The sequence below is a fragment of the Nostoc sp. genome, from assembly GCF_036917275.1.
Taxonomy (GTDB): domain Bacteria; phylum Cyanobacteriota; class Cyanobacteriia; order Cyanobacteriales; family Nostocaceae; genus Nostoc.
The window spans coordinates 93,235-109,161 of the sequence record NZ_JBALDF010000006.1 but is presented as its reverse complement, the minus strand read 5'-3'; the positions used below and the strand labels follow the sequence as shown (position 1 = coordinate 109,161).

Genomic DNA, 15,927 nt, shown 5'->3' with positions numbered 1-15,927 from the left:
TTAAGATTTTTAACTCATAACTCCTCACTCATAACTCCTAACTCATACTAGGGTCGATATAACCATAACGGTAAACCACTGGTAGACATTTCAAATTCGAGCCAATCAATACCAGCCCCAATTCCTGATGAAACCTGACGACTCCCTGGTAAAAGGCGACTTAATAAAGGTTTACGTTCTTCTAGGGTATAGCAGAGAGTTTTTTCCGGATCAAGACCGACCAGTTCTGCTGTCCAGCGACGGGCATCTTCTTCTGTACCCAGGCGGTCTACAACACCCAACTCTAGGGCTTGCTGTCCAGTAAAAATCCGACCATCAGCGAAACTTTTTACAGTTTCTACTGTTAAAGAACGGCCATCAGCTACCGTTTGGACAAACTGCTGATAACTTGTGTCAATCAACTCTTGCAGGATGTTTGCTTCTGGTTGAGTTAGTTGCCGGTCAAAAGCCAAAATGTCTTTGTAAGGACCAGACTTAATTACCTGGAAGGAAACACCGATTTTTTCTAGCAAGCGTTCCAAGTTATTCCCACGCAAAATCACACCAATACTACCGGTAATCGTACCTGGGTTAGCTACGATGTGTTCGGCTCCCATGCCGATGTAGACTCCTCCAGAAGCCGAAATATTGCCAAAGCTAGCGACGATTTTAATTTTTTCGCGCAAACGCTTCAGGGCGCTGTAAATTTCTTGGGAATCTCCGACTGTACCGCCAGGACTATCAATACGTAGCAATAATGCTGGAAACTTTTTTTCTTCTATAGTTTTCAGGGCTTCTAGGACGCGTTTGCGAGTAGCACCGGCGATCGCACCAGTAATTTCAATCCGCGCAATTTGTTTTCTAAACTTGGGCTTAAACGGCCAAATCATGAGTTGTCAACATACCTCGTAATATAATTCAATATAAGATGCCAAGAGGTCACACGACTTGCTTTGCTCTGTTAAGAAACATGAGTAGGCACTGTGCTGGTCAGGATTTTAAGGAAATTTTTATATTTTGCAGTGCTTTTTATTTGATATTCTCGATAAATACTAATCAAGTCCTTAAAGATTGTAGCTAACACAAAATGCCAAACTCTAGTTTAACCTCAAACGTCGTGATTTAGCACATACTTTTCTAGCGGTTTGGCAGAATTCAAAATTCTAAAACCCTTGAAAATTCATCTTTTTGACCTCTTGATAATTACTTGGCTACGGTCGCGCATCTTTACTAGTCGTCAGTAATTAATAACTAATAACTAATGAATAATAAGTATTTAATCAAGAATTTTGGTAGTCAATTTAATCAATAAAAATTCATTCAGCAACACTAATCCCTATTTAGGTTAAGACCAGTAGTACTTTCGCTTTTGAAAATATCACTTTTTCCTTTGTTGTACAGCCTATGAGCACCTGACGAAGGTATTTACACCACTTATGAATCAATTCGTAAAATTTGACACCGATAATAAGCGTACATATCAAACAGTGCCCCGACGAAACTCCAGGTCAAGCTAATCACAAATAATCCCCGGAGAGGAGTTCCACTGCCAAAGGTGGCGAGAAAATGCATAATCTCAGTAGCGATCGCCTCAGTTAACTCTTGTAAACCGGGGAAGTGACCGATGAGGGATAAAAGGAACAATCCGCCGCCAACGAGTAACATAGGAGCGACAAAACTAAAAATGATCGTCAGTAGTAAAGAGCGGAGAAAGTTAATGAAAATAGTCATTTAGGACAAACTCCGTGAGTAGAGGTGACAATAGCTTGATAGCGGTTTGTCATTTTCTACAATACGTGCGATCGCTTCAGAGCAGACAATCTGTCAAAAATCTTAAGTTTTCATTAAAAGAAAGGGCTACCAGTTACAGCACATGCTGTGGATATAAAAAATGACTTAAATCTACGAAAACCTTGTAAAATCAAGGTTATAGCTAAGGCTAGTACCTATTTATTGGTTTACAGTATGTTTAACAACAGCTTCATTTTATGAGAGCATCTTTAATCTAAGTTAATATTCAGCCCCGTTGGGGGTATGGGAAGATCAGGGAGATGGGGGAAATAACCAATGCCCCAGTCGGCAGTCCCCATTCCCTATTCTCAACGACTTCCGCTATTCTTAAGGCAGTTACCGAGTTAGCTAAAGAACATTGAACGAGACTACATCCAAATCCAGTTTAGGAGAATGGAGTCAGCGGCTGCTGGCAGCGATTTTTCTGGGTGGACAAGTACTAGTTCACCTATTGAAGGGCAAAATCCATCGGCGCAACACCTTGCAACAAATGGCAGCAGTTGGGCCAGATTCCCTATTTATTGCTCTATTGACGGCTATTTTCGTTGGCGCAGTGTTTACCATTCAGGTGGCGCGGGAATTTATCAACTTTGGCGCAGGAAATATTATCGGCGGAGTGCTTTCTGTCGCGTTGACACGAGAACTCGCTCCTGTGTTGACAGCAGTGGTTTTGGCTGGGCGAGTTGGTTCTGCCTTTGCAGCCGAAATCGGTACCATGCGGGTAACAGAACAAATCGATGCCATGTTGATGTTAAGAACAGATCCAATCGATTACCTGGTTATTCCCCGCGTCCTTGCTTGCTGTTTAATGCTACCAATTTTAACCCTCTTATCTTTGGTAACAGGGATGTTCGGGGGATTAATAATTGCGACAAATATCTACAGCCTGTCTGATACGGTATTTCTAGACTCAGCCCGTAACTTTCTTGGTATCTGGGATATTTTGAGCGCCATGATTAAGGCGTGTTGCTTTGGCATTTTAATCGCCGTAATTGGTTGCAGTTGGGGGTTAACGACAACAGGAGGAGCCAAAGGTGTAGGACAGTCAACCACAACTGCTGTTGTGACTGCCTTACTGATTATATTTGTTAGCAACTTCTTTCTTTCTTGGTTAATGTTTCAAGGGACTGGCAGTGCATTCTTGCAAGGCCTATAAAAGTTAGGAGTAAAGCCGGAGACGCTCCGCCTCCTGTTAGGAATTATGAGTTAAAACTCCTTACTCCTAACTCTTAAAATAGGAGAGATGCCTAGTAATAAAGCAGGATTTAAGACTGTGACCAGTTCATTTGCTCCTAACTCCACATCAACTGTGGAACTCAAGCCTAGTTACAATATACCTATAGTGTTGGTGATTGCCGCCATTCCACTACTGTTGGTACAACCGTTGGTAGGTTCCGTTTTCACACTGTTTGGTTTGTTTCTCATGTTTCAGGCGTTAACGCTGCGTTTACAATTTACCGCCACCGACTTAGATATTTACAGAGGCGAAAAATTGATTCGGCGCTTCCCATACCAGGAATGGCAAAACTGGCGGATATTTTGGAGTGGAGTCCCGATCCTGTTTTACTTTAAAGAAATTAAAAGCATTCACTTTTTGCCGATTTTATTTGACCCCAATACCTTAAAAAATTGCTTAGAACAACGTTGTCCACGTATTTAATACTGACATTAATTACCGATAAGCTTGCTCCAGAACTTAGGCCAAAATCCCCAGTTTGACCAAGCTTGATTTTGTGCAGCTTCACAAATAATTGGTATGAGTACCATCTGTGCTGAGTCGTTTTGCTCTAGACTCATAACTCAGCACTCATGACTCAGGACTTTTATGGCAGGTCAATTGTAATATTTCTGAAAGCTATTTATTTGCGTAATAGGAATTACACTATTGTTTATGAACCCAGAGGAATCTCAAACCCCAGAACCAATTGATGAGCGGTTGGCAGAAAAACAAGAACAGAACAGTGCAGTAGAACATCCAGTAAATCCATCTGTTGAGTTAGTGGTAGAAACAGCAGCTACTAGCTCATCACCAGACTACGCAACTTTTGAGCCACTCATCTCCAATGCAGAAGTGGTAGATTCTACAGTAGAGCTAACAGAAAATTCAAATGGCGAGTTTGTAGCGCAGTTAGAAGCGGGAAATGTCGGACTGGGGTCAAAAATCGGATCAGGAAATAATTCATTATATGCAGAGGCAGAGCAGCGAGTGGCAGAGTTGCAGAGCGCTGAAGCTGCTCTCAAGGAAGAAATAGCCAAGCTGGAAGCTTCTTATAAAAACCTTCAGTCACTTGTGACTGAAACTCAAACCTCACTGGGACGGCTCGTGCAAGAGTCACTGGTGCAATTAGAACAACGCAAACAAGCGCTGCAAATTTCTGTAGAACAGCTAGAACGCCGTCAAGAACGTATCCGCAACGAGATGCGAACCACTTTTGCCGGAGCATCCCAAGACTTAGCAATTCGGGTGCAGGGTTTTAAAGACTATCTCACAGGTAGCTTACAGGATTTGGCCGCAGCCGCTGAACAGTTGCAACTGACACCAAGTGTGGTGGAACGAGAAAAACCATCTGTAAAAGAGGCTAAACCAGTTGAACCCCAACCTGGAATACCCCAATTTGCCCAACAGCAATTTCAAGATACTACAAAGCAAATTCGCCGCCTAATTGACCAATACCGCAACAAACCAGATTACTATGGACCAGCGTGGCAACTACGCCGAACCTTTGAACCAATCCACGCAGAACGAGTCTCCAACTGGTTTTTTACCCAAGGGGGACGGGGTGGTTTGCGGACAATGGGTAGCCGCTTACAGAATATCTTAATTGCCTCAGCCGCAATTTCGATATTACACAAGCTGTATGGCGATCGCGTCCGTACTTTAGTTTTAGCTAATACACCGGAGCGATTAGGTGAATGGCGGCGCGGCTTGCAAGACTGTCTGGGAATCGGTCGTCCAGATTTTGGCCCAGACCGAGGTGTGGTATTATTTGAGGCGTCTGATGCTCTGGCTCAGAAAGCAGACCGATTGACGAAGGCCAATCAACTGCCCTTAATTATAATTGACGATTCAGAGGAGCAAATCAGTTTGTCACTACTGCAATTTCCTCTGTGGTTAGCCTTTGCCCCTGACCCCAAAACCGTGAGAAACTATGATGATGACTTTTAATTAGTCAATAGTCCAGAGTTAAAAGCTATTTCTCTGGACTTGTTTGAATTTTGCATGAGTGAATTTTAAATTTTATTATGGCTATTTGGTTAACCGGATGTGGGGCAATTGTGGTCATAGCCTACCTGCTGGGTTCTTTTCCCACTGGGTATATTGCTGTGAAGCAGTTAAAAGGTATTGATATTCGGGAAGTTGGTTCAGGTTCCACTGGTGCAACTAATGTACTAAGAACCTTGGGTAAAGGCCCAGGAGCATTGGTTTTAGTACTTGATTCCTTAAAGGGAGTATTAGCCATCGCTCTGGTTTATTGGTTGTTCAATTTTGCACCCAGTCAGAATTTTATCCCCCCAACGGTAGATGCACAAGTGTGGCAACCCTGGTTGGTAACAATAGTAGGGTTAGCTGCCATTCTGGGACATAGTAAATCGATTTTTTTGGGCTTTACGGGTGGTAAATCTGTTGCTATCAGCTTGGGAATTTTGTTGACAATGAGTTGGCAGGTAGGTTTAGCAACAGCGGGTGTGTTTGCCGTCGTTGTGGCGATATCGCGGCTTGTCTCTTTGAGTTCAATTGCAGCTGCGATCGCTGTTTCCATTTTCATGATCCTTTTGCATCAACCGTTACCCTATGTTCTATTTGGGATTGCCGGTGGATTATATGTGATTTTGCGCCATCGCACTAATATTGAACGACTGCTTGCGGGAACGGAGCCAAAAATTGGGCAAAATGTAGAGACACCAGAACAAACTGCATAATTAACCAGCCGCAAATAGATATATTGCCCCATGCTTCAGCTGGGTTAGGCTTATGAATGAACGTTGCCTTTAATTAAACGGTGGAAAAGGCGGCAAGGCCACAAAAAGGCTCCACAGATACTTACTGAGGCGATGGCGGCCACAACTCGCCAGATCGAACTAGGCGGAGTGGCAGAATCTGAAGGATGAGCTTGTGTACTTTTAGCTAGTTCTGGCACTGAATGAGATAACTGACTGGCTGTACTCACCCCTTCAATCGCTGCTCCAATTAGATAAGCTACCAGGGCAATTACTAGCCAGTGATTCATAATATTCCACTGTTTGAACTATGAGCGTATGCTTGGCAGTGAGCAATTATTTGATTTCTCGTGCTAATCATTGCCGCCTTGCCCGAAGGATAATCTACCTTCGGCTGTATCGCGAATCAGGGGCAGTTTAGATTCTATATAAGTATTGAGGGTGCTATCTGCCTGGGCATCAATCCCCTGCTTAACTTTTAACTGCTGGAGGAGCAATTGTACTAAAGCAGCATCGTCAAACTGGAGCAGGGTGCTGACCTGAGTAGATTCGATTACAGCCCAGAGCTGTTGCATCATTTTAGCAGTCACCATGAGTCTGTAACCTCTTAAGCTTTTCTTTATATTTGCACGGATTTAGAATTTGCAGTTAGTTTTTATCTAAAGATTTATAAAGATGTAGACTGAAAACGCCTGAGTCAGTTAAGAGGGTTAAGTTATAGCATTTTTTAATTGATTGAACTACATTATTCTCTACTTTCTATTTTAAACCCTACTCTATAAAGAAAAAACTGCTGAAAGACTTAGATCCTCCCTAACCCACCTTCCTAAGGAGGGAATTAGAGCAAGGCTTTTAGAAAAGCCATAAAGCAGATATACGTAAGCATCAGCGCTTTTCGTGGAGGGAAATTTCAGTCGTTGTCGTCTGGTACTTTTGCTAGAAATTTATTGTGAAACTCTCGCACAAGCTCCTTCCTGACCAGAAGGATCGGAAAAAACTGCTAAAGTGTGATATTCAGGGTTATCTGTTCCATATAACACTCGAAAAGTATACAACTTATTTTTACCTTGCGCTTCGGTAACAACTGTTAAGAGTGTATTGCTAGTGGGAGGAAATCCACGAATGTCCAGTTTTTTAATTCGTCTGAGTTGAATGACATTCGCTGCTGAGTTTTTACAATCTGCTCCACTAGTATTAGGATCTTGACCAAACTGCATACATACCGGGCCATCAAAATCCATAGTTACCTGTGATGGATCGTTTAACCAAACTTTTTTAATTACTTCTCCAGCCGGAATAAAGCTTAAGTTTGTTCCTTGTTGATACCAAACCTTGATTGTAGGTATTAGTCCCCCTAAACCCTGTGCTTGGCAAGAAAATACGGAACGCAGAACGGCATTATTAGCTACAGCACGACCTACTAACAAGAACATAGCAACCGAGAAAATCAAGGAAGCTATAAGTAGGAAATAAGAGTTATTTAGCGTATTTCCTGACAAGTTAGTATTATTTTTCATGGTTGCAAATGGGAAGATCGGTAGAGAGAACAAAGGGAGATTGAAAAGATGGAAATAAAACTAATTACCAATTACCATTACCCAATCCAAAATCTAAAATTAGTATAAATCCTACCTTTTAAAACTGGGTTGCTTGATTAACGTATATTTCAATATTTGTACCCGCTGGCAAAAACCAAACACCACCTTGTTGAGACATTTGGGCGATCGCTTGTTGATTACGTTGGGCAATTTGGGGAACTATAGAGTTAAAACCGCCTTCCAGAAGCCCAGCTGCAAGGTTGCGTCTGGGTTCAGTGACAGTAGTAATAGTTGTGCTGCTAGTGGTTGTGCTGCCAGTGGGGGTGCTGCCAGTGGTGCTGCCCTCAGCGGTGGTGTTGTTGGGGGTGGTGCTGCTAGTAGTAAGTGGTACGAATCGAGTATCAGGGAGATTTATTAACTCTGCCGCTTTACCAAGACCTCCCAAAACGAATAGTCCTGCATCCATCGAAGCTATAGACGAACTTTGACTGGGATATTTATTTGCGATTAAAGGTTTCCCTTGGGTACCGCGAAGAATAATTGTATTGTTGGGTAAGCTTCGTTCTGTAAGGTTGCCATCATTATGCGAGATAACTTTGACTACATTCATGGACAAAAGACCTTGTTCGGAAAGGGAACCAATTTCAGCAAGGAATTCGGTGTTTGCAGGTAGAGCGATCGAACCATCGGTAGATTTTAGTGGTTCTTTCAATCGGATCACAAATACGTTTTTCTGTTCACCTGCTTCATCACCACCGCCTGATTTAGTATTAGTTTCCCCAAATATCGCTGTTGCTAACACAGCTTTAGCACTACTTCCTACTGCTACAGATTTCTCTCCCTTCTCTTGCGCTTGGCTGACCACAGGAGCAGGAGTTTCCTGTTGTGGTGTCTGTTCCTGCGGCTGCGTATTGTTTGCAGGTTCAGGAGCAGCTGCGATGTTATTAGGTTGATCAGTGAGACTTACTTGACCGTAGCTACCTAACTTTGCTAACCTTGCCCACTCTTGCAATGGGCTTGGTGGAGATGGTGGAGTTATACTGACTACGGGTTGAGTGTTTGGCTGCACAACTGGTATCTGGGGCGATCGCACAGGTTGATAAGCAGGTACTTTAACGATGCGCTCAACTGTCACTGTTCGGGGTACGTAAGGTGTTAGTGGTGGGGGTGTTGGGATCATCTCTCTACCTCTGGGAGATACTGACGGTTCTTTTAAGACTACTGTCGGCGTTGATTTGGCAGTTCTGAGCTGTTGTTGAGCGGCTTTCACCATCTCTGCTTGTTCAGTCAGAGCTAATTTCGTTTTTAGAGTATCTACTTCGCCTGCTAGCTGTTGAGAGGTAGATTCATCAGTTGGCTGCTCACGCACTTGTGGAGGAACAATATTTTTTGGCTTGGGATTGCTACTCATCAACTGCGACAAAAACACACCACCCACCAAAACGATTACTAAGGTAGCAGCCCCTACCAAGCCTAATTTTGCAAAGGGATTAGATGAGAGGGGTTGCTTAGTCTGAGCTTCTTGTGGAAGAGATAGCGACTCTTGGGGCGTTGCAGAGTCTTCTGATTCTTGGGCATCGGTAGAAGATTCTTCTTCAAAGCCGACTAACCTTGACATCCGCGATTCCCAATCAAAAGATTCTACATCTTGTTGGTGAGCATCGGTGGTTAGAGTAAATCCATTTTGAGGAGGTGTTGGCGCAGGAATTGAGTATTTAGTCATGGTAAAGCTTTGTTGGGATTTCCAGAACAATTTTTATCTTTGATTTCACATACATTATAAATTTCTAGTCTGGCTTCACCAAGGCGGTAAGCTGCGAAGTGCAATGGTAGTGCTGCATTTGGTAGGGAAGTTGCTGGTTCATCTATTGCTCTAACTAAAATTTGTTTATTAAAGGAAATTGATTTTCCCAACCTATCATAACCGCTAAAAACTAGTTGATTAGCAAACATCTCCACTTTCCACTGTCCATCACCTATTTTTGTAGGTTGAGATATTTTTTGGATTACTAATACATTCTCTGCTCCTCTATTAACATTTTCAAATTGGCTATCTTGATTTAAATTGGTAATTTCTGACTTAAGTTTTTGTTTAAAATTATCAGCTACCAGTTGGGAGGTAATTTCCCAGACTTGTGTTGGCGGCTGTTGATCTGACCAGGTAAGCATTAAGCTCATAGTTTCACCCACAAACCGCCGAATAGCTTCTGGCTGCCGCTCTAAATTGGGTTCGGGGTCTACGGTTATAGTGCGACCATCAACAAGTTGCACTAAACTTTGAGGTGTGAGTTGACGACCTAACTGCTGTAACATTGACCCGTTAAATAGTAGTAAAAGCAGGGTAAATACATTTAACCCAAATGTTCCTACTGCTAACAGTGGCAATGGGTTATTTTTCCTATTTTCTGGTTTGAGTATTTGCATTAATAATTGATTATATAAATTGAACTATGAGCCAGTGAATGAAAATTATATTATTTGATAAAGCTATCAGATGTTTGTCCAGCCCCGCATTGCGTTAATTTATTTTGATTAAGGTTGTTGTTGCCATCTAGCAAACATAAGTTACGAACTTCATAGATTTCTAATCTATCAGCGCGAACACTATAAATTGCTTTTTGCAGGTCTGTACCATTGTCGCCTTGGGGATTACCAAAATAATCTACTGCACGTACAAGTAAATCTTTGTTAAAAGGAGTTATGAGTTTTGCACCACCAACTCGGTTTTTTTGAATTAAGTCGGCTACCATACCCACTCGCCACTTACCTGGTGCAATTTGTTTTGGCGGATAAACCCGCTTAATAACTAATTGTGATGTCATAACTAGGCTGGGATTTTCAGAGAAAACTTCTAGCGGTGTCATTTCTGCAACTGTGCTTAAGAAACCTTTGCGAAAGTCTTCGGATAAGGCGAAACTAGCTATCCAACTGCTGGTACTAACTTTTTGGCTACTCGCTTGAGGTGTTTGAATAAGAACTCCTAAATCTGGTTTGGGGTTTGCAACTTCTTCAATATTTTGTGGTGGTAAGGTTCCAGACCAGCTAAACATTGATATCATCGTTTTGCTGATGAATTGGCGAATTGCTTCTGGATCTCTTGCTAAATCATCAATATTAGCTACTGGTTTACCGTCGATTAATTGCACAAAGTTGGGAGGTTTTCTCAGACTGAGTTGGCGAATATTTAGCCCTTGTAATAAGAAGAAAAATAAAACTAATATATGTAAACCGAAGGTTGCGATCGCAAAGAGTGTCAAAACACTTGCTATTGATTGTCTTTTTTCCAGTAAACGCACCATTTACTCACCTCTTCTGCAAAAAACTTCAGCTATTCTATATAAATTATTATTTGCATATAATTCAGCAATTACGACACTTGCCAAAATTTTATTCATTTGGAATTTGGAATTTCCTATATCCTCTCCTTTACTAAAGAAGCCGTATTACTAATAGCACTGAAGACTGCAAAACCGCCAGCAGCAGCCACAAGTAATGATAAAATTGGTGCTAAAATCCCCAGAAAAATTATGAACCACATTAAGTCTGGATCAGCATTAGCATTTTGGCCTGGCCCATTTACAATAACTGCGGCAGTCAGCACAGCAATAATATTAAATGAAATTTTGGCGATTCCAATAGATAAAAATCCTGTCACCCATGCGAAAATTGGTTTACCAGCTACAGGCAATAAAGACCCACCTACGGCTATTGGCCCTAAAACCGCTATCAGCAACATAGTAGCTTCTATCAAATTCTGGAAGGCATATTGTAAGGAAACTAAAAAGTTTTTGATGCTTGTTTGGACTGTAGAACCTAACAAAGAATTAAATGAGGTTTCTGATATAAAGCCTTTGTTATATCTAATATTATCTAACTTAGTTTGTAGCCTATATATCCAAATTTTACTTCCGTATGTATTTTTATATTTCTGCAAGAGAATATTGACCTTATCGGCAGCGCTGACAAAGCATTGACTTTGTTGAGCGCCAGTTAGCGATTGACAAGGACGCAGAAAAGAACCAGTTACTTCTTCAGCAACACTCATATTCAGTGCTTGTTGGTACATTTTACCCGCATCTGCTGATACCACTACTTGCTGATTCACAGTGTTTAAAAAATCCCTGACTCCCAGTGTCAGATTAGAAAGGATACTTCCCTTCCCTGAATTACTTAAAAGGATCACCACCACAAAAGGCCAAATTAAAGCTGATATTGGACGACTATATTCGTAGGATATTAAGTCTTTGAGGAATTGTATCATAAAAAATAACAGGGTTCCTACCGCAAAAAAAATACCCAGATTTGTCAGCGCTCCATACAAGTTATTACTGGTATTATTTTGTAATAAATCCAGCCATTGTTTATTCCAACCTTCGGCAATACTTAGAGAAGTTGCGGCACCATTATTGAGAACCTCATCAATGCCTACTTGGGCACCTACTTGGGCAAAAATTAGTTGAATAGCAAGTTGCATTTTGAGTTGATGGGCTGTTTTTTTATATTTCGTAGGGTACGTTAGCGACAGCGTAATGCACCCTACCAAACTGTTTTTTAGATTTGCTGTTGGTTTGTCAGAAGTTTAAGGATTTTAAAAATTGATTGTATGGGGAATTATAATTTTTTTATCTTCAAATCCGACTTATCAACTTCTTTTTTACTCGGACTCCGAAATAAATCTAGTTGAGAAGTAGCTTGTAAAAGTCGCGCCGCTTCTGTAGATGTATCTATTCTTCGAGCGCGATTCGCCTCTTCTGCCTGCTGAGAAATATTTGCTAAATTCAAATTAGAATATTGCAAAGACTGATTTGTTTGTATTGTCTGAGCAAATGTTTCACCTATAATTGCTGATTGTGCCCGTTGAATCTTAATAGTTTCAAATTGATTATCACTTAGTAATTCTGCTATATTTGATAAACCAGAAATCTGATCCTTAGCCAAATTAGCTGCGTTTTGTCCTAATCTGCCAAATTTGCTCATATATAGGTTCTTCTGTGCCCCCGCCGTATCGCTAATTGCGTCAATATCTTTTAGTGTATTTTCAGTATTTTCTAACTTTACTTGTGTCCGATTTTGTCCATCTTTACCAAGAATAGCTTCTGCTGCCCCACGAGTAATAAAACGATTGAGTTCATTACTAACTCCATTTGCCCGTACTGCTACATTATTTTCAAAGCGGCTTGCATTAGATTGTGAACGATAAGATTCGTTGATAATGTTATCACGAACCTTTTGTCCCGCAGCTACGGGGTTAGGTATTTTCAATTCTGTATTTCCCTTGGCACTATCAAGAGCATTTTGGCTCTGTGTTTCTACAGGGTTTAAGTTTTCGCTCAAATTATTTTGAAAGTATTTTCCCATATCTGTGGAATACAATTTAAAATTAGTCCAAACCTCGCCTAATCCAGATCCCAGTTGAACTTGTGCCATTGCTGGTAGGATTGCAAGGGATAGCAACGTAAGAGTAAAAATGGTATTTTTTCGCATACATTTGTGCTTAAAAAAAGTAGACGAGATTAAGTAGCGACTCATAAATTTAGCTTTTTAACTATGATTTATAACTTTTAGAATCACTGTTAACTGCTTACATAACCCGATTAGCTACTACGTAGAGTAGCCACTAACTGACGTGCAAATGCGGAAATTGCTTCATATTTATTGCTGTGAAGTTGCATCATTTTACTGCGTGCAGTTTGTTCAGAGGGGTTATTCGCAACTGCTGCCAATTGTTCGTAACCTGGATAGTAACGACAGAATGTATAAATACCGTTATCATCTAGCAGCCATTGGCTATAAACGGCTTCTTTGCGGGGAAAAAAGCTTTCCGACGCATTACGAGAAATAATTTGGCGGGGATACTTTAAGATGTCTGCAAAACTATCGACTGCAACTGGCTGAATGCGTCCAATCAATCGTGTTGTCAGGTTTTGCAAAATTTTAGATGCAGCTTTAGATTTGGCAATAGTATCAGGATCTTGTCCTGATAAGATGACTCTGATGCCGGCTTTAGCACCGTTCGCACAAATTCTGCCAACTAAGTCAGAAATTTGCTCGAATTCAAATAAAATTGGTGCTTCATCAATGAAGAATATAGAAGCTGGGCTGCTAAGTGCGCGTCGTAATGCTGCTGAATAGGCACTCAAAGATAATACGGCTGCATCTTCACTATCTGATAGGTTTCTGAGAGCAAAAACTAATAGTTGTGCATCGGTAGGAAAGCTGGATGGTGCAGAAATAGCTTGTCCCACGCGGCTAGAAAGCCAAAACCGCAAGCGCAGCTGAATTTGACTGAGGGCGTCTTCTACTCTGCCAGTTAAAGAACTTAGCTGCAAGTGTTCTGATGAACAGAAAAACAGAAAATCTTTTAAGGTAGGAGTTTTCAGCCAAGCCTGAGTGCCAAATCCCCCTGCCATTGCCTGTATATATCGCTCTTTTATGCCCTCATCAGCAAAGAAGGCTTCTAATGCTAAGTTAAGCAGCGATCGCACGGTTTGCGATAAAATTTGACTTTCAGTAGATGATCCTAAAACCATTGTCATTAAAGCTGATTCTAGGAAGGCGGTATAATCGTTAAAGCGATCGCGCTGTTGTTCTGGTTCTAGCGATCGTAAGTCTGGCTGTTCAAATAAGTTATTTGATTGTTTAGAGATATCAAAATAGGCTCCATTCCCCTCCATAAACTCTGTATAGTCAGTGAAAGTTGATGTGCCATCGGGTTTAGGGAAATCTAACGCCACTACTGGAATGCCATGCGCCAAAGCCTGAGTTAAAATCCCTGATACCAACACCGATTTACCAGCACGAGTTGTGGCAAACAAAGCTAAATTTTTGTGTTGATTAAATAAATCTAAATGTACCGGTGTTCCGCCTTCTTCAGCAATCAACTCAAAGCCTTGTCTATCACCCTGTTTAGTTAAAACTAAAGGCATTAATCCAGAAACTTCACTTGTTAAATATAGTTGGCGACGGTTGAAGGGTGTTGCCAACAAACCTTCCCAAACTATTGGTAGAGTTTGCAGCCAGATTTTCCAGGCATACTCAGTTTCCCTAATTACCCTTGCTGGACGTTGAAAACAGTTTTCAATATATCTTGTTGCCTCATCTAATTTTTCTACAGTTGGACGATGCACCAAAATAGCTATGCTCGTATAAATTGGTACTGCACCTTCAAATAATTGTTCTTGTGCTGCTACCGATTTCTTTAACTTTAATTGAGCGTTGACATCAATAGTTTTACTTTTTTCTTGAGCCATGATTGTCGTCATGTTTGACTGTTTCAAGACTCGTTGCAAAGTAGTTTTCACCAATGCTGGATTTGCTGCCGTCAACTCACAAAAAATCTCTGTATCTACTACTCTTTCTCTGGCCAACAGTTCCCATAAATAGCGCAGTTGAGTAGACTTATTTGGCCAACCTCCGGGTTTTTCCAGAAATGACAGTGCGCCAATATAACGATTGTTAACATTAACCCAACGGCGATCGGCACAAGGTACGCTAGACTCCATCAGCAAAGTTGTGCCGTGGATATTGTCTATTAGCAATTTAGTACTAGCTAAATCTGAATTAACTTGCTCATGCAGTCCTTGTTCATCTAAAGTCATCAACTGGGGAATCTCTATTGGCTCTGTATCATTAAACCTTTTCCATATTTCCTTCCAGAGTTCATCAGCTCTCAAAGGCTTGACATCCAATCCCATTTGGTTAGATAAAATTTGTTCCCAACGGAGAAAACCCTGTTTGTAAGCATTCGTGATCAGTGTTTCAATGCGTTGGTTTTCTACTTCTGAGAGATCCCCTTTGAATTTCAACCACCATGATTCAGCTTTGACTAAAAGTTTCTCTATCCAATCGTCTGCATGTTGCGAGTTAGATTCAATCGTGTAAGTGACGTAAATTCGTAAAAATTTTGGCTTCCGAACACCAGAAATAGTAAGTTCTTTGACTCTAGCTCTTTCCGCCATCAACAAATATTTGATATCTCGTGATGGCGCATTCCTAATTAATGTTGCTAATTCTTTTTGGCGCTCTTTATCGGAACTAAAAGATCCCAAATGCAGTGTCATTCTTTCACCGCTAGGGATATCTTTCAATCCGGCTTCAATGTTATTAAAAAGTGTATCGATTTGTTCCGGTCTTAAAGTGGTATGAATTCCCTTACAGTCAAAACCAAAAACAAAACAAAACCTATCTTTTTGAGTACCTTTTGTTAACAGGTAAGCGCCAATATCACGTCCATTCATTGCAACACGCAGCATTGTCGCCAAGTGTAAAGCATCTTCAAATGGTGTTAATCTACTTTCATTTCCGGCGACGCTGACGCTTTGTTTTCCGATTTTTTGCTTCATGGTTAACTTCCAGTAAGCTTTGATAACGAGCAAAGCCTCTTGTCCAAGCGGGAACACCAATAAATTTACTTAAAAAACTCCAACTCCTACCACCAGTTAAGATCCACCAAGTTCCTATTCCCCAACCAGTCATGAGTATTGTCCACAACCATTTTTGAAACTCTTCTTGGAAAATCCCCCCAAAAATTCCATTAATAATAAAGTAGGAGGCTAAGGCAATTACCGTCCAAGGAAGAATTTGATCAGCAGGGATTGGTCCTAATGAAGGTTGGCTTCCCAGAACCTGATTGACTGGACGAAATTCTTGTTCCCGCTCTTGAGACATTCTAAATATCTGA

General features: G+C 41.1%; 17 protein-coding genes. 4 read left to right on the top strand and 13 right to left on the bottom strand.

Annotation, left to right across the window (positions count from 1 at the left end; genetic code table 11):
- Positions 1-47: 47 nt before the first annotated feature.
- Positions 48-869, bottom strand: coding sequence for a signal peptide peptidase SppA (gene sppA, locus V7K35_RS02105; RefSeq protein WP_334792736.1), 822 nt, complete (start codon positions 867-869; stop codon positions 48-50).
- Between the two features lie 544 nt (positions 870-1,413).
- Positions 1,414-1,710 (bottom strand): hypothetical protein, encoded by a 297-nt coding sequence (locus V7K35_RS02100; protein WP_335075971.1) that lies wholly within the window; start codon positions 1,708-1,710, stop codon positions 1,414-1,416.
- Positions 1,711-2,128: 418 nt separating this feature from the next.
- On the opposite strand from V7K35_RS02100, the gene V7K35_RS02095 reads away from it, so the two are divergent.
- Both V7K35_RS02095 and V7K35_RS02090 read left to right on the top strand, forming a co-directional pair.
- Positions 2,129-2,926: an MlaE family lipid ABC transporter permease subunit gene (locus V7K35_RS02095; protein WP_335075970.1), complete on the top strand. Its 798-nt coding sequence runs from the start codon at positions 2,129-2,131 to the stop codon at positions 2,924-2,926.
- Between the two features lie 87 nt (positions 2,927-3,013).
- Entirely contained in the window at positions 3,014-3,430 is a 417-nt protein-coding gene (locus tag V7K35_RS02090) for a DUF3119 family protein (RefSeq protein WP_334792739.1), read from the top strand.
- Between the two features lie 8 nt (positions 3,431-3,438).
- On the opposite strand, the gene V7K35_RS02085 is transcribed toward V7K35_RS02090, so the two are convergent.
- On the bottom strand, positions 3,439-3,567 hold the full coding sequence (locus V7K35_RS02085) for a hypothetical protein (protein WP_335075968.1): 129 nt from the start codon (positions 3,565-3,567) through the stop codon (positions 3,439-3,441).
- Between the two features lie 94 nt (positions 3,568-3,661).
- On the opposite strand from V7K35_RS02085, the gene V7K35_RS02080 reads away from it, so the two are divergent.
- Positions 3,662-4,936: a DUF3086 domain-containing protein gene (locus V7K35_RS02080; protein ID WP_335075966.1), complete on the top strand. Its 1,275-nt coding sequence runs from the start codon at positions 3,662-3,664 to the stop codon at positions 4,934-4,936.
- Positions 4,937-5,013: 77 nt separating this feature from the next.
- Positions 5,014-5,691 carry a glycerol-3-phosphate 1-O-acyltransferase PlsY gene (gene plsY, locus V7K35_RS02075; RefSeq protein ID WP_335075964.1) on the top strand — a complete coding sequence of 226 codons (678 nt, stop codon included), beginning with the start codon at positions 5,014-5,016 and terminating at the stop codon, positions 5,689-5,691.
- A gap of 50 nt (positions 5,692-5,741) precedes the next feature.
- Here the strand turns inward: plsY and V7K35_RS02070 are convergent, their stop codons facing one another.
- The 10 genes from V7K35_RS02070 to V7K35_RS02025 form a co-directional block, all read right to left on the bottom strand.
- Positions 5,742-5,999, bottom strand: a complete 258-nt coding sequence (locus V7K35_RS02070; RefSeq protein WP_335075962.1) for a hypothetical protein — start codon at positions 5,997-5,999, stop codon at positions 5,742-5,744.
- Positions 6,000-6,062: 63 nt separating this feature from the next.
- Positions 6,063-6,302 carry a hypothetical protein gene (locus V7K35_RS02065; RefSeq protein ID WP_334792744.1) on the bottom strand — a complete coding sequence of 80 codons (240 nt, stop codon included), beginning with the start codon at positions 6,300-6,302 and terminating at the stop codon, positions 6,063-6,065.
- 351 nt (positions 6,303-6,653) lie between these two features.
- On the bottom strand, positions 6,654-7,226 hold the full coding sequence (locus V7K35_RS02060) for a hypothetical protein (RefSeq protein ID WP_335075960.1): 573 nt from the start codon (positions 7,224-7,226) through the stop codon (positions 6,654-6,656).
- Between the two features lie 118 nt (positions 7,227-7,344).
- Positions 7,345-8,970: a hypothetical protein gene (locus tag V7K35_RS02055; RefSeq protein ID WP_335075958.1), complete on the bottom strand. Its 1,626-nt coding sequence runs from the start codon at positions 8,968-8,970 to the stop codon at positions 7,345-7,347.
- Positions 8,967-9,671 carry a hypothetical protein gene (locus V7K35_RS02050; protein WP_335075956.1) on the bottom strand — a complete coding sequence of 235 codons (705 nt, stop codon included), beginning with the start codon at positions 9,669-9,671 and terminating at the stop codon, positions 8,967-8,969. The genes V7K35_RS02055 and V7K35_RS02050 overlap by 4 nt, the downstream gene beginning before the upstream one ends.
- 50 nt (positions 9,672-9,721) lie before the next feature.
- Positions 9,722-10,546, bottom strand: a complete 825-nt coding sequence (locus V7K35_RS02045; protein WP_335075954.1) for a hypothetical protein — start codon at positions 10,544-10,546, stop codon at positions 9,722-9,724.
- A 113-nt stretch (positions 10,547-10,659) separates the two neighbouring features.
- Positions 10,660-11,721 (bottom strand): hypothetical protein, encoded by a 1,062-nt coding sequence (locus tag V7K35_RS02040; protein ID WP_335075952.1) that lies wholly within the window; start codon positions 11,719-11,721, stop codon positions 10,660-10,662.
- 137 nt (positions 11,722-11,858) lie between these two features.
- Positions 11,859-12,731 (bottom strand): hypothetical protein, encoded by an 873-nt coding sequence (locus V7K35_RS02035; protein ID WP_335075950.1) that lies wholly within the window; start codon positions 12,729-12,731, stop codon positions 11,859-11,861.
- Between the two features lie 110 nt (positions 12,732-12,841).
- Positions 12,842-15,589 carry a hypothetical protein gene (locus V7K35_RS02030; protein WP_335075948.1) on the bottom strand — a complete coding sequence of 916 codons (2,748 nt, stop codon included), beginning with the start codon at positions 15,587-15,589 and terminating at the stop codon, positions 12,842-12,844.
- Positions 15,543-15,914, bottom strand: a complete 372-nt coding sequence (locus V7K35_RS02025; RefSeq protein WP_273766249.1) for a hypothetical protein — start codon at positions 15,912-15,914, stop codon at positions 15,543-15,545. The genes V7K35_RS02030 and V7K35_RS02025 overlap by 47 nt, the downstream gene beginning before the upstream one ends.
- Between the last annotated feature and the right edge of the window lie 13 nt (positions 15,915-15,927).